This window comes from Sodaliphilus pleomorphus, assembly GCF_009676955.1.
Taxonomy (GTDB): Bacteria; Bacteroidota; Bacteroidia; order Bacteroidales; family Muribaculaceae; genus Sodaliphilus; species Sodaliphilus pleomorphus.
Window position 1 is genome coordinate 104,579 of the sequence record NZ_CP045696.1, and the last position, 23,501, is coordinate 128,079.

16 protein-coding genes and 1 pseudogene are annotated in these 23,501 nt (G+C 51.0%); 6 read left to right on the forward strand and 11 right to left on the reverse strand.

Translation table 11 applies throughout. From position 1 onward, the window contains the following. Positions 1–2: 2 nt before the first annotated feature. Together GF423_RS00485 and GF423_RS00490 are read right to left on the reverse strand one after the other, a co-directional pair. The gene (locus tag GF423_RS00485) at positions 3–1,187 is read right to left on the reverse strand and encodes a pyridoxal phosphate-dependent aminotransferase (protein ID WP_154326495.1); all 1,185 of its coding nucleotides are present in this window, start codon (positions 1,185–1,187) and stop codon (positions 3–5) included. Beyond that, positions 1,165–2,004: a prephenate dehydratase gene (locus GF423_RS00490; protein ID WP_154328946.1), complete on the reverse strand. Its 840-nt coding sequence runs from the start codon at positions 2,002–2,004 to the stop codon at positions 1,165–1,167. The genes GF423_RS00485 and GF423_RS00490 overlap by 23 nt, the downstream gene beginning before the upstream one ends. A gap of 525 nt (positions 2,005–2,529) precedes the next feature. On the opposite strand from GF423_RS00490, the gene GF423_RS00495 reads away from it, so the two are divergent. Beyond that, positions 2,530–3,318, forward strand: coding sequence for a phosphatase PAP2 family protein (locus GF423_RS00495; protein ID WP_154326496.1), 789 nt, complete (start codon positions 2,530–2,532; stop codon positions 3,316–3,318). On the opposite strand, the gene smpB is transcribed toward GF423_RS00495, so the two are convergent. Both smpB and GF423_RS00505 read right to left on the reverse strand, forming a co-directional pair. After that, entirely contained in the window at positions 3,315–3,767 is a 453-nt protein-coding gene (gene smpB, locus GF423_RS00500; protein WP_154326497.1) for an SsrA-binding protein SmpB, read from the reverse strand. The genes GF423_RS00495 and smpB overlap by 4 nt on opposite strands. 12 nt (positions 3,768–3,779) lie before the next feature. Beyond that, positions 3,780–4,331 carry a YIP1 family protein gene (locus GF423_RS00505; RefSeq protein ID WP_154326498.1) on the reverse strand — a complete coding sequence of 184 codons (552 nt, stop codon included), beginning with the start codon at positions 4,329–4,331 and terminating at the stop codon, positions 3,780–3,782. 100 nt (positions 4,332–4,431) lie between these two features. Here GF423_RS00505 and GF423_RS00510 point away from each other — a divergent pair, with 100 nt between their 5' ends. Continuing rightward, on the forward strand, positions 4,432–5,685 hold the full coding sequence (locus GF423_RS00510; RefSeq protein ID WP_154326499.1) for an ABC transporter permease: 1,254 nt from the start codon (positions 4,432–4,434) through the stop codon (positions 5,683–5,685). A 45-nt stretch (positions 5,686–5,730) separates the two neighbouring features. Here GF423_RS00510 and lepA read toward each other — a convergent pair whose 3' ends face one another. From lepA to gyrA, 3 genes are all read right to left on the reverse strand, one after another. Further along, the gene (gene lepA / locus GF423_RS00515) at positions 5,731–7,518 is read right to left on the reverse strand and encodes a translation elongation factor 4 (RefSeq protein WP_154326500.1); all 1,788 of its coding nucleotides are present in this window, start codon (positions 7,516–7,518) and stop codon (positions 5,731–5,733) included. Between the two features lie 144 nt (positions 7,519–7,662). Then, entirely contained in the window at positions 7,663–8,700 is a 1,038-nt protein-coding gene (locus GF423_RS00520) for a tetratricopeptide repeat protein (RefSeq protein WP_154326501.1), read from the reverse strand. Positions 8,701–8,730: 30 nt separating this feature from the next. Continuing rightward, complete coding sequence (gyrA, locus tag GF423_RS00525; RefSeq protein WP_154326502.1) at positions 8,731–11,280, reverse strand: DNA gyrase subunit A; 2,550 nt, start codon at positions 11,278–11,280, stop codon at positions 8,731–8,733. Positions 11,281–11,628: 348 nt separating this feature from the next. Here gyrA and GF423_RS00530 point away from each other — a divergent pair, with 348 nt between their 5' ends. Then, positions 11,629–13,803 carry an ATP-dependent Clp protease ATP-binding subunit gene (locus tag GF423_RS00530; protein ID WP_154326503.1) on the forward strand — a complete coding sequence of 725 codons (2,175 nt, stop codon included), beginning with the start codon at positions 11,629–11,631 and terminating at the stop codon, positions 13,801–13,803. 91 nt (positions 13,804–13,894) lie between these two features. Here the strand turns inward: GF423_RS00530 and GF423_RS00535 are convergent, their stop codons facing one another. Genes GF423_RS00535 through GF423_RS00550 form a run of 4 tightly spaced genes read right to left on the reverse strand, consistent with a single transcriptional unit; the run spans position 13,895 to position 18,788 of the window. Then, positions 13,895–15,268: a tryptophanase TnaA gene (locus tag GF423_RS00535; RefSeq protein ID WP_154326504.1), complete on the reverse strand. Its 1,374-nt coding sequence runs from the start codon at positions 15,266–15,268 to the stop codon at positions 13,895–13,897. A gap of 15 nt (positions 15,269–15,283) precedes the next feature. Continuing rightward, positions 15,284–16,597 carry an aminotransferase class I/II-fold pyridoxal phosphate-dependent enzyme gene (locus tag GF423_RS00540; RefSeq protein ID WP_154326505.1) on the reverse strand — a complete coding sequence of 438 codons (1,314 nt, stop codon included), beginning with the start codon at positions 16,595–16,597 and terminating at the stop codon, positions 15,284–15,286. Continuing rightward, on the reverse strand, positions 16,594–17,166 hold the full coding sequence (locus GF423_RS00545; RefSeq protein WP_154326506.1) for an indolepyruvate oxidoreductase subunit beta: 573 nt from the start codon (positions 17,164–17,166) through the stop codon (positions 16,594–16,596). The genes GF423_RS00540 and GF423_RS00545 overlap by 4 nt, the downstream gene beginning before the upstream one ends. Beyond that, complete coding sequence (locus GF423_RS00550; RefSeq protein WP_154326507.1) at positions 17,163–18,788, reverse strand: thiamine pyrophosphate-dependent enzyme; 1,626 nt, start codon at positions 18,786–18,788, stop codon at positions 17,163–17,165. Before GF423_RS00550 ends, GF423_RS00545 begins: the two co-directional genes overlap by 4 nt. Before the next feature lie 181 nt (positions 18,789–18,969). On the opposite strand from GF423_RS00550, the pseudogene GF423_RS00555 reads away from it, so the two are divergent. From GF423_RS00555 to GF423_RS00565, 3 genes and pseudogenes are all read left to right on the forward strand, one after another. Then, positions 18,970–19,146 (forward strand): annotated as a pseudogene (locus tag GF423_RS00555) (CoA-binding protein); the annotation flags it as partial. A 111-nt stretch (positions 19,147–19,257) separates the two neighbouring features. Further along, positions 19,258–21,201 carry an IS1634 family transposase gene (locus tag GF423_RS00560; protein ID WP_154326416.1) on the forward strand — a complete coding sequence of 648 codons (1,944 nt, stop codon included), beginning with the start codon at positions 19,258–19,260 and terminating at the stop codon, positions 21,199–21,201. Between the two features lie 230 nt (positions 21,202–21,431). Continuing rightward, the gene (locus GF423_RS00565; RefSeq protein WP_154326509.1) at positions 21,432–23,492 is read left to right on the forward strand and encodes an acetate--CoA ligase family protein; all 2,061 of its coding nucleotides are present in this window, start codon (positions 21,432–21,434) and stop codon (positions 23,490–23,492) included. The last annotated feature ends 9 nt before the right edge of the window (positions 23,493–23,501 follow it).

Here is a 23,501-nt window from a genome sequence, read left to right on the forward strand (position 1 = left end):
TATTATTGTTTTATGAATTGGTTAATACGATTTAATGCTTCACGCAGGTTGTCTTGGGTGGCGCACAGCGAAACGCGTATATACCGGTTGCCGTTGCTCCCAAATATAAACCCTGGAACTACAAACACGTGGGCCTGGTATAAAACATCGTCGGCAAGCTCTCCGGCATCGGCATAGCGGTCGGGGATTTTCCCCCACACAAACAAGCCTGCCTGCTCCTTGTCGTAGTGGCAGCCCAGTGCATCCATGATGCGCTCGGCAATGACGCGACGCTTGCGATACTCGGCATTCAACTCTTCATACCAGGAGCTGTCGCACTCAAGTGCTTTGACAGCTGCGAGCATCATAGGCTTATACTGGCCTGAATCGACATTGGATTTCACTTTCAAAATCCAGTTGATGAAGGCAGGGTTACTGGCCACCATGCCCATGCGCCAGCCAGGCATGTTGTGCGACTTGCTCAATGAGTTCATCTCGATGGCTATGTTTTTGGCTCCTGGCACCGATAGAATGCTCAATTGTTGTCGATGTAGGATGAAACTATAGGGATTGTCGTTGACAATCACAATGTTGTGTTTCTTGCCAAATGCAACCAAACGCTCGAATAGCGATATTGATGCCTTGTGACCAGTAGGCATGTGCGGGTAGTTGACCCACATGAGCTTGACACGCTCGAGGGGCAAACGTTCGAGTGCTTCAAAATCGGGCTCCCAGTTGTTGTCCTCGGTCAAGTCGTAGTTGTAGATGACAGCTTCGGCTATCTTGCTGACAGATGTATAAGTCGGGTAGCCAGGATTGGGCACAAGCACGCCGTCGCCAGGATTGACAAATGCCAGGGTAGTGTGCAATATGCCTTCTTTCGACCCTATGAGCGGCTGAATCTCGCTATCAGGGTCCAAGTCGACATTGAAATATTTCTTGTACCACTTGGCGTAGGCCGCTCTCAAAGCCGGAATTCCCACATAAGGTTGATACCCATGTGCCTCGGGCTTGTGAGCCTCGCGACACAGGGTGTCGACAACGGCGGGGTGGGGTGGACGGTCGGGACCGCCTACTCCCAGAGAAATGATACCAGCACCCTGCGCATTGAGGCTGGCGATCTCTTTGAGCTTGACCGAGAAGTAATACTCTTTTATTTGCTGCACGCGATGTGCTGGCACTATATCATTGTAAATTGCATTCTGCATATTCTCCTAAAATTTTAAAATCATTGATGAGTGGCCGAGTTGCATCGATCGACTGCTTGTATCGCTTATAATCGTTGAAAGTTAAGTCGATATAGAAGCGGTACTCCCATTCTCGCCCTATGATGGGCGTGGATTGAATCTTGGAGAGATTCATCCCGTAGAAAGAAAATATCGTGAGCACAGCCGACAAGCTTCCTTGTGTGTGGGGAAGTGTGAACACAATCGATGCCTTGTTTACTTTTTTGCTTTGCATGAAGCAACCTGCTGCCGCAGGATGGGCAACAATCAAGAAACGTGTTGAATTGTGCTTGTTGGTCTGGATATCGCTTTCAAGCACTTGCAAGCCGTATAGCCGGGCTGCATACGTGCCACACACGGCAGCATGTCCCATGAGCCGGCCCTCGGCAATCATCTTGGCACTCCCAGCAGTGTCATTGGTTTCTACCACTTTCATCTTTGGGTGGCGATGCAAGTATTGCTCGCACTGCAGCAGGGCCATGGGGTGAGAGTTAACCTCGACAATGTCTTCGAGCATCTGCCCAGGCAGGGCAGCTATGGCGTGTGAAATGTGCATTTTGTGCTCACCAGTGATAATCTCATTGCTTTGTCGCAACAAGTCATAGTTCTGGAGCAGACTGCCGGCAATTGTGTTTTCTATGGCCATAATACCAAGCATTGAAGCATCGTCGTGAAGCAGGGAAAACATGTCGCGAAACGTGTCGCAAGGTATTGTTTCAATATCTTGTCCTTGGAAATATTCACGAGCAGCAGCATCATGAAAGCATCCGGCAACTCCTTGTATGGCGACTTTGTGAATCAATTTTATAATGAATTTCCCTGTATGAAAAATCCCGTCAATTTCGCTTGGCGGGATGTTATCTTAAAATCAAAATGTGTCTATTAAAAAAATAGAAAAATGAGCATTCCACCTTTATCGATTGAAATAAAAGTAATAGTAATAATAATATGCACTAAATCGCTTCATTTTTCTTTCTTTTGGTGCAAATGTAGAAATTTTTGATTAAAGAATTAAGTTTTTGCCGTTTTTTTTTAAATGCTTGCATGAGTAAAATAGCAATGCAGCATGGTAATCAATTTATTATCAACATCTTTTATTTCACTTCCTTTATTATACAAATCTTTTTTAAACTGTTGTGTCAAAAACGAGGGGGAGAACTTCCGTGTCCAAATTTAACATAATGTCAATTATAGTTCAATTGTAGATTGAAATAATTAGCAAGCTTGCAACATTGATTTGAGCTGCACAAGCACTTTCCCATTATTTGGTTGGCAACGGTGTTATCATTAAATTTGCGTCGTCAATCAAAAATTGAATTAAAAAATGCAAGCATACAAGTTTTTCATTGCATTCACACTGTGCATCGTTACATCTCACGTTGCATTGAAAGCGCAAATTGAGAGTTACACTCATTGCGACACGCTCATCGCCATCGATTCCACACAGGCGGCAACACAATCACGCATTGAGTTGAAAAATCTTGCTGCTCCTGTTGCACTCATCGCCACGGGTTCAATTCTGGCCTTAGATTACAGACATGGAGTTAACAAGACCGTAAATGGCTGGTTTAAAGACAATTCAAGTCAGCTTAAAATCGACAGGTTCATGCACGTTTTACCCTCGGCAGCCTATTTGGCACTCAGCGTAACCCACATAAGAGCCAAACATGCGTTGCACGAGCGTTTGGCAGCGTTTGCAACAGCCCACATGTTGATGGCTGCAATGGGATATGGACTCAAGGCGGTAGTCAAGGAAGAGCGGCCTGGCAATTCAGGGCACCACTCTTTTCCATCGGGCCACACGACCATTGCCTTTACCGGTGCCGAATTGTTGAGGCAGGAATATGGCAACACGCTTGGATGGGCTGGCTATGCCGTTGCCTCGGCCGAGGCTTTTCTGCGTGTCTACAACAACAAGCACTGGCTGGGTGATGTGCTCGCTGGTGCAGGAATAGGTATACTTAGCGCCCGTGCAGCCTACTGGTTGCTGCCTTGGGAACAACGTCTTTTCGGAAGAACCAAAAAGTCAGGAAATGCGACACAACTCACGGCAATTCCACACTACGATGCGATTACTCGCTCGGTCGGAATGGCGCTTGTGGCCCACTTTTAGTGTTTCATCATGCGGTCCATGTCGCGCTTGTCTTCACGCTCCTTGATGGCCTGCCGCTTGTCATATTGCTTCTTGCCTCGTGCAATGGCAATAACGAGCTTGGCAAGTCCCCTATCATTGATAAATAGTCGCAACGGAATGATGGAATAGCCTGGTTGCTCGCTCGCCTTGGCAATTTTGATGATTTCTTTACGGTTGAGGAGCAGCTTTCTGTCACGGTGTGCATCGTGGTTATAGTAGGAGCCCATGGCATATTGTGCAATGTACATGTTTTTCACCCACAGCTCACGGTTCTCAACCATGCAGTAGGTATCGGTCAGTCCTGCCTTGCCCAGTCTGATTGACTTGATCTCGGTACCTGTCAAAACCATACCGGCTGTGAAAGTCTCGATGATTTCGTAGTCGAAGTTCGCCCTGCGATTCTTTATGTTTATATTGTTTTCGGCCATAGTGATGTATTTCTAAATGATCATTTTTTCAAGCGTCCAGCGAAAAACAAGCGGCAAGCATATCATGAGCATCGACGCAACTGCTACAAATTTTGTCTTCTTCTCCTCATCCTTCATGTTGATGTAGTCAAGTCCTTTGTAGACAATAACAAAAGTGTAGAGCAACAAGAAATAGATGGGAGAAAAGCCGTCGGCAAGCACATTGTTGAAAATTTCCAGCAATACAAGGAAAATCAAATTGTAGGCAATGAAGTTGTTGAGACGGGCATTGGCCGTAGCGGTTTTCACTATCTCAGGATACAAGCTGCCCAGAAGATAGCTTGTGAGGAAATAGGTGGCAAAGTAGCTGGAAAACTCAACGATGGCATGCATCAGTGTCTTCGACAAGGTCCATGCAGTGGGATCATATAGCATGAGCGAGAACGAACTGATGGCAAGCAAGGCCAGCATAGGATAGAAGCCACTCTGCAGTACTTTGTGAGTGGGATACCCCGACAAGTTGATTTCTTCCCACCCCATCTTGGGAGAAACTATCAACAGTGCTATATTTTTAATTAGGCTCATATCTTCAACTTGATTTCTGTGCAAATTTCGTGCAAAATTAATATTATATTGCCATATAAACGAAAATCTTCGGCAATTTTTGCTACTTTTGCCTCTTGTAATGAAAGCTGAATTTTTCATAGCGCGACGTCTCAAGCTCTCGGGAAACTCCGAATCCAATGCCCCAAGCCTCAATGTGGCAATGATAGGCATCATACTTGCCATTGTCATCATGATTTTGTCGGTTGTCATTGTCACGGGGTTCAAGAGCGAGGTAATGCACAAAATATATTCTCTCGATTCGCATCTCAAGGTTTCCAATGCGGGCCTTGGCATCGACGACAACTACTCTACCGTCGACGCCCACGACGTGTTCAATGCCGTGCTGGGCGACCCGACGCTCAAGCCCCGCATTGAAAGCATGAGCCTGATTGCCGAGAAGCCAGCCATACTTAAGACCGATGATGATTTCAAGGGCATTGTGTACCGTGGAGTCGACCAGTATTACGACTGGAGGTATCTTAAAGATAATCTTGTGGCCGGGCGTGTTCCCAATTGCAAGGATGGGGCCGACAATCGCGAAATCATAATTTCCAAGTACATGGCCCAGCAGTTGCAGCTGCACGTGGGAGACAAGATTTTCACCTATTTCATCGACAACAAGGTTAAAATGCGACGTTCGATAATTGTGGGAATCTACAATACCGACTTCGATGCCTTTGACCAAACCTACATTGTAGGCAACATTTCACTGTTGCAGAGTGTAAACAATTGGAGTTCGTTCACAGGCAACTATGTGGGCATTAACTTAAACCAGCTCGGCTCACTCGACAACGACTGCTACAGGGTTTATACCGACTTGTGCAAGTCGATGGTTGCCCACAACTCCCCTACTCTTTATCAAGTCACTCAAATCAAGAACAACAACGTTTCCTATTTCACGTGGCTCGGAATGCTCGACATGAATGTTGCAATCATACTCATACTGATGATCATAGTTTCATCTTTCACTTTAATTGCAGCTTTGTTGATGATTGTGCTTGAGCGTATTAAGATGGTTGGTATGCTGAAGGCAATGGGTGCCACCAATCGGTCGATAAGCCGCATTTTTATCTACCTCACTTCAAAACTGATTGTCAAGTCGGTTATAATAGGCAATGTTGTGGGCATAGGTCTGGCATTACTCCAGCAGCATTTCCACATCGTCAGGCTCAATGCCGATGCCTACTACATGAGCTATGTGCCCATTTCCATCGACATTCCCACCCTGCTGCTTCTTAACGTGGGAATCATAGTCATTTCCTACTTGACTCTCCTTGCACCCAGTCACATTGTGTCGACAATCAAGCCCACGAGCACAATGCAGTTTGAATAAGCTGCATTGCGCTCGTGATATGACCTGTCGAGATAAAAAGCTTGCTCAATCGAGTTTCAGCACTGCAAGAAATGCCTTTTGGGGCACTTGCACGGTACCTATCTGTTTCATGCGTTTTTTGCCGGCTTTCTGCTTCTCCAGCAGTTTGCGCTTGCGACTCACGTCGCCGCCATAGCATTTTGCCGTCACATCTTTGCGCACCTGTTTCACCGTTTCTCGTGCAATGATTTTGGCCCCTATTGCTGCTTGGATTGCGATGTCATACTGCTGGCGCGGTATGAGTTCTTTCAGTTTTTCGCACATGCGGCGTCCCAGGCTCACAGCATTGTCGGCATGAGTGAGACTGCTCAAGGCATCCACAGGCTTACCGTTGAGCAAGATGTCGAGCTTTACAAGTTTTGATTCTCTATAAGAGCTTATGTAATAATCAAATGAGGCATATCCCTTAGATATACTCTTCAACTTGTCGTAGAAGTCAATCACAATTTCACCAAGTGGCAGGTCAAACGATAATTCCAATCGATTGCCGCTGATGTACTTTTGATTGGTGAGCGTCCCCCTCTTGGACAGACACAATGTGATGATAGGGCCCATGTATTCGCTCAAAGTGATGATTGAAGCATGAATGTAGGGCTCTTCTATTTTTTCTATGGTCGTCACATCGGGCAAGCCTGCAGGATTGTGCACTTCGGTCATGTTTCCTTTCTTGTCGTAGACCTTATAGGAAACATTGGGCACAGTAGTGATTACCTCCATGTTAAATTCACGGTCCAGGCGTTCTTGCACGATCTCCATGTGAAGCAGCCCCAGAAAACCACAGCGGAAGCCGAACCCCAGAGCTATCGACGACTCAGGAGTGAACGTGAGCGAGGCATCGTTGAGCTGAAGCTTCTCGAGCGACGAACGCAAGTTTTCAAAATCTTCGGGATCGATAGGATACACGCCAGCAAACACCATGGGCTTTACCTCCTGAAAACCTTCGATTGCTTCGCTGCAAGGATTGTCGACATGGGTGATGGTGTCGCCCACTCTCACTTCTTTGGAGTCCTTGATACCGCTTATGATGTAGCCCACGTTGCCGGCACTTATCTTGTCGCGAGGGGCAAGCTTGAGCTTGAGCACGCCAAGTTCGTCGGCATGATATTGCTCTCCTGTGTTCACAAATTTCACCAAGTCGCCCTTGTGAATCGTACCGTTCAACACCTTGAAATAAACAATGATTCCGCGGAATGGATTGAACACCGAGTCAAAGATGAGCGCCTGAAGCGGTGCTTGCGGGTCGCCTTGCGGTGCAGGAATACGCTTCACGATGGCATCGAGGATTTCGGGCACTCCCTCGCCTGTTCGGGCGCTGCAACGCAGTATCTCGCTGGGGTCACAGCCGAGCAACTCCACAATTTCGTCTTCGACCTCGTCGGGGTGAGCACTGTCCATATCAATCTTGTTGATGACAGGTATCACAGCCAAGTCGTGGTCAAGAGCAAGATACAGGTTGGATATCGTCTGGGCCTGGACACCCTGGGTAGCATCTACCACAAGCAGGCACCCCTCGCACGAGGCAATGGCACGTGATACCTCATAAGAGAAGTCGACATGCCCGGGAGTGTCGATGAGGTTGAGCGTGTATTGCTGGCCGTCTTCGATATAGTCCATCTGTATGGCATGGCTCTTGATTGTGATGCCACGCTCTCGCTCCAGATCCATGTCGTCGAGCACCTGGTTTTGCATCTCGTGCCCTGTCACCGTCTTGGTGTACTCGAGCAAGCGGTCGGCAAGTGTGCTCTTGCCGTGATCAATGTGAGCGATTATTGAGAAGTTCCTTATATTTTTCATCTCTGCTTATTTCTTTCATTTTGCAAATTTACTATTTTTTTGTCAATTTCCATCGATGTGCCACAGGCTGGAGCAAAATAAAAAGCGCCGCTTGCCGTATTTGACAAACAGCGCTCTCATAGAGCAAAACTCTGTTAAAACAGATTATTTCTTGTCGAGTATGCCCAGGCCATAGTTGATGTTCTCAATCACAGCCTTCACGCTTGGATATTCAGGATTGATTTCCAGAGCCTTCTGCAGGTATGGAAGAGCCTCTTTGTAAACCGGCACAACCTGGGGGGCTATTTGGTCGTTGGTTGCATTGGCAGGAGCTGCATTGATAGCCTCCTGGCCTTTCTTCCACAAGTAGTAGCCCACATTGAAGTTGGCATCGGCATTCTTCGGGTTCAACTCGACAGACTTCTTGTACATTGCGATGGCATCGTCAACATTCTTGGTCGAGTCGCTGGCATAGAGCGCACCCTTCATGTAATAGTAGGCCGAGTTGTTGGGCTCTGCAGCAATCGCCTTGTCGACAGCAGCATAAGCCTTGTCAAACTCCTTGGCATCCAAAAGTGGCTGAAGCATCTTGCTGAAGCAGTCGGCCTTGTAGTCGGCAATGTTCAAGTTGTATTCCTTGCCAGTGTAGCCAAGTTTCAGCGCATTGTCAAATGCAGTGAAAGCCTTTTTGTAGTCAGGAATGTAGTAGTCGCACAACCCCTCAAAGAAACGTATCTGTCCCAGAATGGTGTCGGCAGGCACTTGCACATTGTTGGCCTTGGCCATGGGCGACTGTATCAACTCGCAATAGCGGCCGAATGTGTAAGCACCCTCGGCATACTGCTTGCTGGTGTAGTACATGTTGCCTGCTGCAGTCAGGTCACCTATGTGACCAGCCATAAGGGCCACCATCTCCTTTGAATATTTGGTCTTCACTTTAGGCAGACCAGTTTTCTTGTCGATTTTATTGGTCTTCACACTGTCGAGTGGCAGTGCAGCCTCAAAATCCTTGAAGCCTTTCATCAAGTTACCCAGCATGGCTGCAGTATCGACCGGCTGATTGAGCTGAGTCTTGGCGAAGTCTTTGTCGTAAGCAGCAAATGCCTCTTTGCCCGACTTGTACAGACTTTCAACATCACTTTGTGCATAGGCAGAACCTGCCAGCATAGATGCACATGCTAAAAGCAGAATCGTTTTTTTCATATTTGCGAAAAATTAAAATTTAATTTATTATTACTTGTTGTCTTGTTGTTCGTTTGTCGTGTTGTCGTTTTGGATTTCTTCGCTTGAGTTATCCAAGCTCTCTCCCTGGTTGGTGGCCAATTCGGCCTCTTCACTTTCAGGCTGAGACTGCACCTTGCACACCGAGGCAATCTCGTCGTTCTTCTTTTCAAGATTGATGAGGCGCACGCCCTGGGTGTTGCGGCCCATGACACGCAGCGAGGAAACCTTCATGCGCAGCATGATACCCGACTTGTTGATGATCACCAGGTCGTTGCTGTCGTTCACATTCTTGATTGCGATAAGCTTGCCTGTTTTTTCGGTGATATTCATCGTTTTCACACCCTTGCCGCCACGGTTGGTGACACGGTAGTCCTCAAGCTTAGAGCGCTTGCCCATGCCTTGCTCCGAGACAACGAGAACATCGTCGTCGGCACTGGTGCGCATGCATATCATGCCCACAATTTCGTCGTCGGCACTGCTCAAAGTCATACCTTTGACGCCGGTAGCCGAACGGCCCATTGTGCGAATGGTCGACTCGTTGAACCGTATTGCGCGGCCATTGCGGTCGGCAAGTATCACCTCGCTGTCGCCCTCGGTAAGGATGGCGCCTATCAACTGGTCGTCTTCTCTCAGGTTGATGGCGATCACGCCATTGGCGCGCGGACGGGAATACTCGGAGAGACGCGTTTTCTTGACCAATCCATTCTTGGTGGCAAACACAATGTTGTGGCTCTCGTTGTACTCAGGATCCTTGAGCTTGGTGGCGCGTATGAAAGCATATATGCGGTTCTCGGGGCCAAGGTTGAGCAAGTTCTGTATTGCCCTGCCCTTAGAGTTCTTGCTGCCTTCAGGAATCTCAAACACCCTCAGCCAGTAGCAACGGCCCAAGCCTGTGAAAAAGAGCATGTAATTGTGATTGGTAGCCTCATACACATACTCGATGAAGTCCTGGTCACGTGTGTCGCTGCCCTTGGCGCCCACACCGCCACGGTTCTGAGTGCGGTATTCAGTGAGGGGCGTGCGCTTGATGTAACCGAAGTGTGAGATAGTGATAATCATGGGGTCGTCGGGGAAGAAATCCTCGGCATTCATTTCCTCACCAGAATATTCAATCTGAGTGCGGCGCTCATCGCCATACTTGTCGCGTATCTCGATGAGTTCGTCTTCTATCACCTTGCGACACACATCGGGATTGCTCAAGATTTCTTGCAAGTGTGCAATTGTCTTCATGAGCTCGTCAAGTTCGTCGTGCAGCTTGCCTTGCTCAAGATTGGTGAGCTGGCGCAGGCGCATCTCAACGATGGCGCGGGTTTGCACCTCGTCGAGGCCAAAACGCTCACCCAGACGCTGGCGGGCTTCATCGGTGGTCTTGCTCGACCTGATGATGTGCACCACCTCGTCGATGTTGTCGCTGGCGATAATCAAGCCCTCCAGGATGTGGGCGCGGTCTTGCGCCTTTTTCAGCTCAAACTTGGAACGGCGTATCACCACCTCGTGACGGTGATCGAGGAAGTACTGTATCAACTGCTTGAGGTTGACAGTCTCGGGGCGACCATTGACCAGGCACACGTTGTTAACACTGAACGACGACTGCAGCTCCGACATCTTGTAGAGCTTGTTGAGCAGCACATTGGCATTCTGGTCCTTCTTCACATCAATCACTATGCGCATGCCCTGGCGGTCGCTCTCGTCGTTGATGTTGCTGATGCCGTCGATGCGTTTCTCCTCAACCAGCCGCGCAATGGCCTCGATGAGCTCGCGCTTGTTGACATTGTAGGGGATCTCGGTTACCACAATCTTGTCGCGATCGTTTTCGGTCTCAATCTCGGCCTTGGCGCGCACCACAATGCGTCCACGCCCCGTCTCGAAGGCATCTTTCACGCCTTGGTAGCCATAGATGATGCCACCTGTGGGGAAGTCGGGCGCTTTGATGTAGTGCATGAGCTCGGGAATCGTAATGTCAGGATTCTCAAGCATGGCCAGGCAGCCGTTGATTGACTCAGTGAGATTGTGAGGGGGCATGTTGGTCGCCATACCCACGGCGATGCCGCTGGCTCCGTTCACCAGCAAGTTGGGGAAGCGCGTGGGCAAAACCACAGGCTCCTCGAGCGTGTTGTCGAAGTTCGGTTCAAAGTCGACAGTGTCCTCGTCAAGGTCACGCATCATCTCCTCGCCCATCTTGGCCAGGCGAGCCTCAGTGTAACGCATGGCTGCAGGACTATCGCCGTCGATCGAGCCAAAGTTGCCCTGGCCGTCGACAAGCGGGTAACGCATCGCCCAGTCTTGTGCCAGGCGAACCATAGCAAAGTAAACCGACGAGTCTCCGTGGGGGTGGTACTTACCTAACACGTCACCCACGATACGTGCCGATTTTTTGTAGGGGGCATTAGAGAAATTACCCAACTTCTCCATGCCGAAGAGTACCCTGCGGTGCACAGGCTTGAAGCCGTCGCGCACGTCGGGCAGTGCTCGCGACACGATCACCGACATCGAGTAGTCGATGTAGGATGTTCGCATCTCTTTGTCAATGTTGATCTCAATAATTCGATCGCTGTTCATCTTGTTTTTTCTTTGATTTTCACATTGCCGCAGTCACAAATGGGGCGAAAATGTGCCCTTCCCTCATGAAATGCGACGGAATATAAAACTTACAAAGATAACAATTTTATTGTTACTTCAATTGCTTCGCGCTCTAAAATTTATTTTTAAATTTAAGAATTTCCTTTTTGGCATAATAATTGCAATATAATCATAAAATCATTTGTTTTTACTGTACAGTTACAAAACATTTTGTAATTTTGGACGTTGATTCGCCCTCAATTTTGTCAATAAGACTAATGGTTTTAAAGTAGGTTTAAAGGATAACACGCATATTACCACAGTAATTATAACTCCAAAGAGGAAAATATGATGAACAAAAGCACAAAATACGCAAATCCTCGCAGCTACTGGCAGCACCATCAAGCGCCATTGCCGCAAGACGGTGTCGACTTTACCGGCGATGACGATGACGACGACACCCTCGACGACGACGACAGCTCAGGCGCGGCTCGCGGCTCGGGCGATAGCGGTCAAGAAAGACTCGCACAGCGACGTAATGTCATGAAAAATGACAATGGGACACCTGTTATCGACAAGTATGGCAAAGACATCACCAAGGCAGCCGCCGAGGGAAAACTCGACCCGGTGATAGGCCGAGAGCGCGAGATTGCGCGTTTGGCTCAAATCTTGAGCCGTCGCAAGAAGAACAACCCTGTCTTGATAGGCGAGCCCGGTGTAGGCAAGTCGGCTATCATCGAAGGCCTGGCCCTGCGCATCAACCAGCGCAAGGTGGCACGCGTGCTCTTCGACAAGAGAATCATTTCGCTCGACATGGCCTCGGTTGTTGCCGGCACCAAGTATCGCGGACAGTTTGAAGAGCGCATCAAGGCCATAATCGATGAAGCTGCCAACGACAAGAATATCATTCTCTTCATCGACGAGATTCACACGATTGTGGGAGCCGGCAATGCTTCGGGGTCGATGGATGCGGCCAACCTGCTCAAGCCTGCACTTGCACGAGGCGAGGTGCAGTGCATAGGCGCTACTACGCTCGATGAATACCGCAAGAACATAGAGAAAGACGGTGCACTTGAGCGTCGTTTCCAAAAGGTGATGGTAGAGCCAACGACACCTGAAGAGACACTCGAAATCCTGCGCAATATAAAAGATGTGTATGAGAAGCATCACGGTGTCATCTATACCGACGGTGCACTCGAGGCTTGTGTGAAATTGACCGATCGCTACATTAGCGACCGCGCATTTCCCGACAAGGCCATCGATGCCCTCGACGAGGCCGGCTCTCGCGTGCACATCTCCAAAGTAGTCGTGCCAAAAGAAATCGATGCGCTTGAAAAACGCATAGCCGAGGCTCAGGACAACAAGCTGAAGGCCGTGCATGCACAGAATTTTGAAAGCGCCGCCAACTACAGAGACCAGCAAGAGAAGCTGAAACTCGAGTTGAATGACGCCAAGGAGAAATGGGAAAAAGACCTCGACTCTCGGCGCGAGACCGTCGACGAAAACGACGTTGCCGAGGTCGTGGCAATGATGACTGGCGTACCAGTGCAACGCATTGCACAGTCAGAGGGCATAAGACTGCTTGGCATGACCGATGAGCTGAAAAATCAAATCATAGGCCAGGACGAGGCTATCGACAAGATAGCCCGGGCAATCAGGCGCAACCGTGTGGGACTCAAGGACCCCAACCGCCCCATTGGCTCCTTTATGTTCCTTGGCCCTACGGGAGTGGGCAAAACTCTGCTTGCCAAGCGACTGGCCGAATTCCTGTTCAACTCATCCGAAGCTCTTGTGCGTATCGACATGAGTGAATATATGGAGAAGTTCAGCGTTTCCCGTCTCGTGGGCGCCCCTCCAGGCTACGTGGGCTATGAGGAAGGCGGCCAGCTCACCGAGAAAGTGCGTAGACACCCCTACTCTGTCGTTTTGCTCGACGAAATCGAGAAAGCACACCCCGATGTTTACAACATGATGCTGCAAGTGCTCGACGAGGGTTGCTTGACCGACAGCCTGGGGCGCAAAGTAGATTTCAAGAATACGATTATCATCATGACAAGCAATATTGGCACTCGAGAGCTCAAGGACTTCGGTGCAGGTGTGGGGTTCAACACCTCTATTACCAAGGAACGCAGCGACTCGGTGATACGCAAGGCTCTCAACCGCCAGTTCTCGCCCGAGTTCCTCAATCGTATCGACGACATCATCACCTTCTCATCGCTTGGGCAGGACGACATCATGAAGATTATCGACATTGAGTTGAAAGGCTTCTACAAGCGTGTGGGCGAACTTGGGTTCACGCTCACCATCACCCCCGATGCCAAGAGTTTTGTGGCCCAAAAGGGCTTCGACAGCCAGTATGGCGCTCGACCCTTGAAACGTGCCATCCAGACCTACATTGAGGACCCATTGAGCGAGCTGTTGCTACGCAACGAGGACAAGCAAGGTGCCAACTTACTGATCGGTCTCAAGGACGGCCAAATCGACGCAAGCATCGAAGATGTCGCCGTAGCCGGCAACCAGTGATATCCTGTGCAGCGCAAAGCATCAAAATGAAAAGCCATTCATGAAGAGGAAAACCTCATGAATGGCTTTATTTTATTTGTCAATCTGTGTCTTAAAGCATCTTGAGTCGCACGGTAAAGTGCCGCATCAATGGAGCTTCCCACTCGATGGCCACTCCGTGATTGACCTCTTCTCGGCGGTCATACACATTCTTCATGGCGGCGGCAACGACATCCATGTGATTGTCGGTATACACACGGCGAGGTATGCACAACCTCACCAGGTCGAGCCCGCCAAAGCGGTTTTGGTGTGTCACAGGGTCACGGTCGGCCAAGATATACCCTATCTCACAAGCACGAATGCCTGCCTCGAGATACAGCTCGCACGTGAGTCGTTGCGCAGGAAATTCCTCTTTTGGCACGCGGTCGAGCACCTTATCACCGTCGACAAATATTGCATGCCCGCCTGCTGGACGCTGGTATGGTATCCCATATTCATCGAGCTTGGCAGCCAAATGTGCCACTTGATGGATGCGGGTGTTGAGCATGTCGAACTCGGTGTTCTCGTCAAGACCTTGGGCAATGGCATTCAAGTCACGGCCGTTCAAGCCGCCATAGGTGATATACCCTTCAAACGGAATGCAGAACTGCATTGCGCCGTCGTACCACTGCTTGTTGTTGGTGGCAATGAAACCGCCCATGTTCACAATGGCATCTTTCTTGCACGACATGGTGGCTGCATCGGCCTCGGCATACATCTCGCGCACGATTTCCTTAATCGTCTTGTCGGCATAGCCTGCCTCACGTGTCTTAATGAAATAGGCATTCTCGGCAAAGCGGGCCGAGTCGACAACCACGGGCACATTGTACTTGTGGCACAAGCGGCATGTGTCCTTGATGTTTTGCATGCTCACTGGCTGGCCACCCACGGTGTTGTTGGTGACTGTGAGCACCATGAATGGCACATTTCCCTTGTTTTCGACCAGCACCTTCTCAAGCTTCTCAAGCGACACATTGCCCTTGAAAGGCAACTCGAGCTGTGTGTTTTTGGCCTCATCGATTGTGACGTCGACTGCAAAGGCATGACGGCTTTCGATGTGACCCTTTGTGGTGTCGAAGTGTGCGTTGCCAGGTATCACATTGCCTTCCTTTACAAGATAGGAGAACAATACATTCTCGGCAGCACGCCCTTGGTGGGTAGGAATCACATATTCAAAGCCGAAAATCTTTCGCACCATCGCTTGAAATTTATAAAACGATGTCGCTCCTGCATAGCTTTCGTCGCCAAGCATGAGCTCCGACCACTGGCGGTCGCTCATTGCACCCGTACCCGAGTCGGTGAGCAAGTCGATGTAGACCTGGTCGGCTCTCAATTGAAACACATTGTAATGAGCCTCTTTCAGCCATTGCTCGCGTTGCTCGCGTGTACTGCGATGTATGGGCTCAATCATCTTGATTTTCCAAGATTCTGCAAATGGTAATTCCATGCTATATTTATATTTTTAAATTGGATTGTTTTCAGCAAAAATTTTCATGCGTTCGTCAAGCAGCTGGAACTGGTGGGGCTTGATAAATGACGTGCACACCCTCAGTCCCTCTTGATGGCTGCCTGTAGTGATAAGGCATATTGCGCTCACACCGTAATACATCAGCTCGTGGGCAAGCTGGCCGCCAGTCATTCCCGGATATCCTATGGTGAAATAGAAACCGTCGGCTATGGGCTGGTCCAGGTCTTTGTCATACACGATGTAGAAGTTGTGGCGCAAGAATATTTCTTTCATCTTGTGGGCACGACGAGCATATTCCCGGGTTTCCTCCCTGAACTTGTAAGATCCGTCGCTGGCAGCCTTCATGATGGCGGCCATGGCATATTGGGCACTGTGGCTCGTGCCCGACGACATGGCATAGAGCATGCGCGTAGAGAAGACCAAGCCAAATGGCAGGCCCTCGTAACGTTGAGACAAAGCCTGGAAGTGGCGATGGAACAATGCATCGCCTATGCACACCACAGCAATGCGCTCGCCAGCATAGCTGAAGGCCTTGCTGCCACTGATGAACAGCATGTAATTGTCGGTGTATCGAGCCACGGTGGCTTGATATGGAGGCTGGAAAGGAACGTCCAGTTCCTTTCTGAAGTCCATGGCAAAATAGGCCAGGTCTTCAAGCACAATAGCGTTGTAGCGGGTAGCGAGATGTCCTATCGTTTCCAGCTCTTCCTCGTCGAGGCACACCCACGACGGATTGTTGGGATTGCTGTAAATGATGGCACATATGTTGCCTCTCGACAAGTAGCTTTCCAACTTGGGGCCCAGTTTGTCGCCGCGATAGTCGTACACGTCGAAGGTCTCATACTTGATGCCCTGTACATTCAACTGCATTTTCTGCACTGGGAATCCAGGATCTATAAAGAGCACTGTGTCACGGTTCTTGTCACACTGAGAGCACAGGCAGAAAGCCGCATAGGTGCCTTGCATCGACCCAGTGACGGGTATGCACCCCTCGGGGGCAATATCAACACCTATAAATGCTTTGACAAATCGCGACGCCTGCTCCTTGAGCACCGGTGCCCCCTGTATGTCGGGATAAATGCTTGCAATGCCATTGCTCAGCGCTTCGATTTGTGCTTTCACTCCCACTTGTGATGGCGGCAAGCCGGGAATGCCCATCTCCATCTTGATAAATTCCACGCCCGAAGCCAGCTCGGCATCCTCGGCCACACCTTTAACCTCTCTGATGGTGGCAAAGGCGAAATCCTGAATGTCGCGCTTGGCAATGGCGTCGTCTACTATTTTCTTATCGATAGGTGTGGGTCTCATCGTTGTGCTGCTTTACCTATTGCCAGTGCTTTGAGATTGGCTTCGACTACTGCCTCGCCCTTGCGGGCAAACACGCTGCGGGTTGCTGCCTCCAGCTTTTCAAGCTCTATACCAAGGGCCTTTTGTGCTGCGCCAAGCAGAATTACATTGGCCGAGCGGGCGATACCGTTGTCTTTGGCCAGTTGCTCGATGTCGAGCACGATGACGTGCTCAAGGGCGTTGAGGTCGCTCTCCACCTTAGCCATATCGGGATAGTTGGGAATGTTGACAAACGGCTTGCTTGCCGTGATCACCCAACCGTCTTTGCTCAAGTAGGGCAAATAGCGCAACGCCTCCATGGGTTCCATCGAAATGATGACATCGGCGCTCCCCTCGGCAATCAAGTCGCTCATGATAGGCATGTTGGAAATTCTCAAGTTGCTTTGCACGTCGCCGCCGCGCTGCGACATGCCGTGCACCTCCGACTGCTTGATGTAGAGGTTCTCCTGCATGGCAGCCTCACCTATTATAGTTGCAATGGTGAGAATGCCTTGACCACCCACACCACATAATATGACATCAGTTTTCATTTTTTTGCCTCCTTTGCTAAACGTTGTTGTTTGATATGACGCTGCAGCGTCTGCATGCACTCGCGACGGGGAATGATCACACTCACGCCCTTGTACTCAATTTCCTCGCGCAATATACGCGTGATTTCAGGCATGTTTTTGGGAATGGGCACCACCACTTTCAAGTGCTCATTGTCGAGGCCGAGGCCCCGGCATATGGCTTCAAACTTGTTGGTTCCTGCCGAATCCTGCCCGCCAGTCATAGCCGTTGTCAGGTTGTCGCTTATGATCACAGTGATATTGGAGTTCTCGTTGATGGCATCGAGCAATCCTGTCATGCCCGAGTGGGTGAAGGTTGAGTCGCCAATCACGGCTACCGACGGCCATTGGCCGGCATCGGCAGCTCCCTTGGCCATGCCTATGCTGGCACCCATGTCGACACACGAGTGTATGGCTTTGAACGGGGGCAGGAAGCCCAGCGTGTAGCAACCTATGTCGCCAAACACGCGTGCATCAGGGTAGTCTTTGAGCACCTCGTTGAGTGCCGTGTACACGTCGCGATGACCGCAACCCTGGCAGAATGCCGGTGGGCGTGGCACCACATCTTCACACGGAGCATAGTTCTCATGCAGCTTGAAGCCCAGTGCTGTGGCTACCAAATCGGGGGTTAACTCGCCAGTGCGAGGCAGTTCGCCCGAGAGCCTACCTTTTATATAAGCATTTCCGGGCATGACACCTCTCACCTGCTCTTCAACAAACGGCTGCCCTTCCTCAACAATGAGGACCGACCGGCACTCGAGTGTCATTTTCCTCACCATTTCCTTGGGTAGAGGATACTGGCTGATTTTCAATATGGGATAGGGACTGCCTTTGGGGAAATTCTCCATCACATAATTGTAGCCTATTCCACATGCTATGATGCCCAGCGAGTGGTCTTTGCCATCGCAGTAGTCGTTGTACTTGCTTGAGGCGGCCATCTGTTCCAGCTCGGGCTGCTGGCCAGTGACCACGTCGTTGCGCTTGCGTGCGTTCACGGGCAGCAACACCCAGTTAGATGCCTTGGCATCATAGTTCAAAGCATTCTCCTCGCGCGCTTTTTCCTTTATCAAGACTGCTGACCTGCTATGAGCCATGCGGGTGGTCACTCTCACAAGCACGGGAAGGTTCACTTTCTCCGACAAATCAAAAGCCAGGGCCATCATGTCGTAGGCCTCTTGCTGGTTGCTGGGCTCAAGAGTGGGCATCATGGCAAACTTGCCATAGAAGCGGCTGTCTTGCTCATCCTGGGAGGAGTGCATCGACGGGTCGTCGGCAGCAAGCACAACCAAGCCGCCGTTAACACCAGTCATCGCCGAGTTTACAAACGGATCGGCACACACGTTAAGGCCCACATGTTTCATGCACACCAGTGCCCGCTTGCCCATGAAGCTCATTCCCAAAGCTTGCTCCATTGCAGTTTTCTCATTGGTGCACCAACGGCTGTGCACGCCACGCTGCACCGCAAGCTGTGAGTTTTGAATGTACTCGGTGATCTCGGTCGACGGTGTGCCCGGGTAGGCATACACGCCACTCAAGCCCGCATCAAGTGCTCCTTGTGCGATTGCTTCGTCTCCTAAAAGTAATTTTCTCTTCAATTGTTGCATAGTTGTTTTTAAGATAAAGGTCAGTCAATAGTTACCTCCCAAAGATAGAAACTTTTTTTCACATGGCAAAGAAATAGTTGAATAAAAATCGATTATTCATCTTGGATTTTTTGTTGTCCCTTTCAATAAAATTTTATAGCTTTGTGGAACTAATAAACCACAATTCTATAACTGAACAACTATGATTAATCAACAGCTTTTGAAACCACAAAGCATCGTGGTAGTGGGTGGCAGCAACAATGTGCACAAGCCTGGCGGCGCCATCGTGAGAAACATCATTCAAGGTGGCTACAAGGGCACCCTGCGCATCATCAACCCCAAAGAAGACGAGGTGCAGGGCATCAAGGTGTTTCACGACGGGACTTTGACAGTTAGAGTGTAAAATTTTTTCTAATGAATTGTTGCACAGTTCATTTTTTATTTGTATATTTGTAGCTAATAGTAGTTATTACATTAAAGGATTATCGATATGAAGGCGACATTCGGCACTACAAAGAAGGGCACGTGGGCTTACATCCAGAAGTCGGTGCGCATCGACGGCAAGTCTACCACAAAGACTGTCAGGCGGCTGGGGCTGCTTGAGGACATCAGGCGCAAGTACGGCTGCCAGGACCCGCGCCAGTGGGTCAGGGACCTGGCGGCCCGCATGACCGAGGAGGAGAAGGCCGGCAGGGAGCGCATTTCGGTTGACTTCTACCCGGGCCAGACCGTGGGGATGGGCGACCTGCCTCTGCGGGCGGGCGGCGACCTGATGCTGCTGCCGCTCTACAACAGGCTCGGCCTGCCCCGCATGTGCGCCGAGATCAAGAAGGCGAGCAAGGCGAAGTTCGACCTCGACGGGATATTGAGGACGCTGGTCACGGGCCGTCTGCTCTTCCCCTGCTCCAAGCAGAGGACGCTGCGAAAGGCGCAGGGGCTGGTGCGGCCCCCGAAGTTCGGCGAGGCCGACATGTACCGGGCCCTGAGCCTGCTCTCGGGCCACATCGACGACATCCAGGCCGGCGTCTACGCCTGCTCGGCCAGGTTCATGGAACGCAGGGACAGGGTGATCTACTACGACTGCACCAACTACTACTTCGAGATCGAGGACAACGACAGGGACACGGTGAACATAGAGACCGGCGAGCTCGTGGCCGGGCTGCGCAAGCGCGGCAAGTCGAAAGAGAACCGGCCCAGCCCCATCGTGCAGATGGGCATGTTCATGGACATGGACGGCATCCCGCTGGCCTTTGTGGTCTTCCCGGGCAACGAGTCGGAGCAGGCCACGCTCCAGCCGCTCGAGGATGTGCTGAGGCGCAAGTTCGGCCTGACCGAGTTCGTCGTCTCCACCGACGCCGGCCTGGCCTCGGAGGGCAACCGGCGCTACAACATGGACCAGGGCCGCGACTACATCTGCGTCCAGTCGATCCCCTCGCTGCCCGCCGCCGACCGCCGGGCCGCCGTCGACCCCAGGGGCTGGAGGCTGGGCTACTGCGCCGACGGGGAAAAGGCCAGGCTGCTGCACGAGAAGTACTCCGACGGCGGCCTCTACAACCTGGACGTGCTGCGCGAGGGCGGCCAGGCTGACAGCTCCCTGCTGCGCCAGACCACATTCTACAAGGAGATACTTGTCGACAAAACCGTGAAATGCCTCAACCCGCAGTGGCTCGAGGCCCGCAGGGAGAACCCCGGCGCAACGCCCGTCGACGCCCGGGGGCGACGCATCAGGCAATGGCAAAGCTCCTCCAGGGCCGAGAGGGTCATCATCACCTACAGCCACGACTTCGCCCTCTTCCTCAGGCACAAGCGCGCCGAGCGCCTCGCGGCGGCCAGGAAGATAGTGGCCAGGGGGCAGGCCAACCCGCGCCGCTCGCAGCAGTCACCGCTCAACTACATAGAGACCATACACAAGACCGACGACGGACAGACGGCCGTCAAGACCGAGATGGTCATCAATGACGACATCCTAGGGCAGGAGGAGAAGCTCGACGGCTTCTACGCCTACGCCACCTCGCTCGACGACGAGGCCGCGTTCGTGCTCAAGGCACGCTCCTTCCATCACGAGATAGAGCACCTGTTCCGCACCACCAAGACCCACCTCGAGGCCAGACCCGTCTACCTCTCCAGGCAGGACCGCATCCGCTCCCACTTCCTCGTCTGCTTCCTCGCACTGCTGCTGCTCAAGCTCCTGCAAAAGCAGCTGGCCGACTCGTTCCCCGAGGCCTACAAGGAGCACCCCCTGACCGTCGACCAGCTGATCGACACTCTCCAGAACCTGCGCTTCGGACAAATCCAGGGACTGGGATACGTGCCCATGTTCCAGCGCACCAGCCTCACCGACCAACTGCAAGAGCTTGCCGGTGTGGAAGTTAACAAACAGATAATCACAAAAGCAGCGATGAACGCGTTCTACCGAAAGGTTAACAAAGGTTAATCCTTGCAGCACCGAAAAATTAGCTACATTACTTTACTATGTAAAGTATTGTGTAGTAACACGTTAATACAACAAACTGTCAAATTAGGAAAGATAGAAACTTTTTTTCACATGGCAAAGAAATAGTTGAATAAAAATCGATTATTCATCTTGGATTTTTTGTTGTCCCTTTCAATAAAATTTTATAGCTTTGTGGAACTAATAAACCACAATTCTATAACTGAACAACTATGATTAATCAACAGCTTTTGAAACCACAAAGCATCGTGGTAGTGGGTGGCAGCAACAATGTGCACAAGCCTGGCGGCGCCATCGTGAGAAACATCATTCAAGGTGGCTACAAGGGCACCCTGCGCATCATCAACCCCAAAGAAGACGAGGTGCAGGGCATCAAGGTGTTTCACGACGCCCAGGAGATTCCTCCCACCGACTTGGCCATTCTTGTCGTGGCTGCCAAGTTCTGTCCGGGCTATGTCGACTACCTGGCTGCCGAGAAAAATGTGAAGGCCTTTATCATCATCTCGGCAGGTTTTGGCGAGGAGACCAAAGAAGGCGCCGCCCTTGAGCAGCACATCCTCGACACTTGCGAGAAATACAAGTGTGCGCTCATAGGACCCAACTGCATTGGCTTGCTCAACAATTTTCACCACAGCGTTTTCACCAAGCCCATTCCCAAACTTCATCCCCAGGGTGTTGACTTTCTGAGCGGCTCGGGAGCTACTGCGGTGTTTATTCTTGAGTCGGCTGTGATCAAGGGCCTGCAATTCAACTCGGTGTGGTCGACTGGCAATGGCAAGCAGATCGGTATTGAAGACGTGCTGCAGTACATGGACGAGCATTTCGACCCCGACAAGGACTCTAAGGTGAAGTTGCTCTACATCGAGAATATCAATGACCCCGACAAGCTCTTGCTGCACGCCAGTTCACTCATTCGCAAGGGCTGTCGCATTGCTGCTATCAAGGCAGGTTCGAGCGAGAGCGGCAGTCGTGCAGCATCGTCACACACCGGAGCCATCGCAAGCAGCGACTCGGCTGTCGAGGCACTCTTCCGCAAGGCTGGCATCGTGCGCTGCTTCTCGCGCGAAGAGCTCACAACGGTGGGCTGCATCTTCACCCTGCCACCCATCACGGGCAAAAACATCGCAATCGTCACTCATGCTGGCGGTCCTGGTGTGATGCTCACCGATGCCTTGTCTAAGGGCGGACTCAATGTGCCTAAGCTCGACGGCCCAGTTGCCGAGGAACTCAAGAGCAAGCTCTTCGCTGGCTCGTCGGTTTCCAATCCCATCGACATTCTTGCCACCGGCACACCCGAGCAGCTGGGCATCGCCATCGACTACTGCGAGCACAAGTTTAAGGGCATCGATGCCATATGCGTCATCTTCGGCACTCCAGGCCTTGTCAAGCTGTATGAGGCCTACGACGTGCTGCACAAGAAAATACTGGAATGCAAGAAGCCGGTTTTCCCCATCCTGCCCTGTCTTAACACGGCTGGTCCCGAGGTGGCCGAATTCCTGGAGAAAGGCCATGTCAATTTCAGCGACGAGGTGACCCTTGCCACTGCGCTCACACAGGTGATGAAGACGCCACAACCTGCCCCGTCCGAGATTGAGCTTGCAGGTGTTGATGTGCCCGGCATCAGGAAAATCATCGACGGCATTCACGACAATGGATATATCGCGCCTGGCAAGGTGCGTGAACTGCTGGCTTGTGCCAAAATTCCGATGGCGCCCGAGATGGTGAGCGATTCCAAAGAGAAGCTCATCGCTTTTGCCGAGGAGATAGGCTATCCCATCGTAGCCAAGGTCGTAGGGCCTGTTCACAAGAGCGATGTGGGTGGTGTGGCACTAAACATACGCAGCGCTAAACATCTGGAACTGGAGTTTGACCGCATGATGAAAATCAAGGATGCTCGTGCCATCATGGTGCAGAAGATGCTCAAGGGAACCGAACTCTTCATCGGAGCCAAGTATGAGCCACGCTTTGGCCACGTGGTGCTGTGCGGCCTTGGAGGCATCTTTGTTGAGGTGCTCAAAGACGTGTCGAGCGGCCTGGCCCCACTCAGCTATGCCGAGGCCGAGTCAATGATCCACTCTCTAAGGGCCTACAAAATCATAGAAGGCACTCGTGGGCAAAAGGGTATCAACCAAAAGCGCTATGCCGAGATTATCGTGCGCCTGTCGACGCTGTTGCGGTTTGCCACCGAAATCAAAGAGATGGATATCAACCCACTGCTGGCCGACGAGAACGATGTGGTCGCTGTAGATGCTCGCATCCTGGTTGAGAAATAAGGCTGAAGC

What these genes read in the sequence shown, in the direction of transcription:
- GF423_RS00485 (WP_154326495.1), bottom strand. Translation starts at nt 1,187, where the DNA reads ATGCAGAATGCAATTTACAATGATATAGTGCCAGCACATCGCGTGCAG.
- GF423_RS00495 (WP_154326496.1), top strand. Translation starts at nt 2,530, where the DNA reads ATGCAAGCATACAAGTTTTTCATTGCATTCACACTGTGCATCGTTACA.
- smpB (WP_154326497.1), bottom strand. Translation starts at nt 3,767, where the DNA reads ATGGCCGAAAACAATATAAACATAAAGAATCGCAGGGCGAACTTCGAC.
- GF423_RS00505 (WP_154326498.1), bottom strand. Translation starts at nt 4,331, where the DNA reads ATGAGCCTAATTAAAAATATAGCACTGTTGATAGTTTCTCCCAAGATG.
- GF423_RS00510 (WP_154326499.1), top strand. Translation starts at nt 4,432, where the DNA reads ATGAAAGCTGAATTTTTCATAGCGCGACGTCTCAAGCTCTCGGGAAAC.
- lepA (WP_154326500.1), bottom strand. Translation starts at nt 7,518, where the DNA reads ATGAAAAATATAAGGAACTTCTCAATAATCGCTCACATTGATCACGGC.
- GF423_RS00520 (WP_154326501.1), bottom strand. Translation starts at nt 8,700, where the DNA reads ATGAAAAAAACGATTCTGCTTTTAGCATGTGCATCTATGCTGGCAGGT.
- gyrA (WP_154326502.1), bottom strand. Translation starts at nt 11,280, where the DNA reads ATGAACAGCGATCGAATTATTGAGATCAACATTGACAAAGAGATGCGA.
- GF423_RS00530 (WP_154326503.1), top strand. Translation starts at nt 11,629, where the DNA reads ATGATGAACAAAAGCACAAAATACGCAAATCCTCGCAGCTACTGGCAG.
- GF423_RS00535 (WP_154326504.1), bottom strand. Translation starts at nt 15,268, where the DNA reads ATGGAATTACCATTTGCAGAATCTTGGAAAATCAAGATGATTGAGCCC.
- GF423_RS00540 (WP_154326505.1), bottom strand. Translation starts at nt 16,597, where the DNA reads ATGAGACCCACACCTATCGATAAGAAAATAGTAGACGACGCCATTGCC.
- GF423_RS00545 (WP_154326506.1), bottom strand. Translation starts at nt 17,166, where the DNA reads ATGAAAACTGATGTCATATTATGTGGTGTGGGTGGTCAAGGCATTCTC.
- GF423_RS00550 (WP_154326507.1), bottom strand. Translation starts at nt 18,788, where the DNA reads ATGCAACAATTGAAGAGAAAATTACTTTTAGGAGACGAAGCAATCGCA.
- GF423_RS00560 (WP_154326416.1), top strand. Translation starts at nt 19,258, where the DNA reads ATGAAGGCGACATTCGGCACTACAAAGAAGGGCACGTGGGCTTACATC.
- GF423_RS00565 (WP_154326509.1), top strand. Translation starts at nt 21,432, where the DNA reads ATGATTAATCAACAGCTTTTGAAACCACAAAGCATCGTGGTAGTGGGT.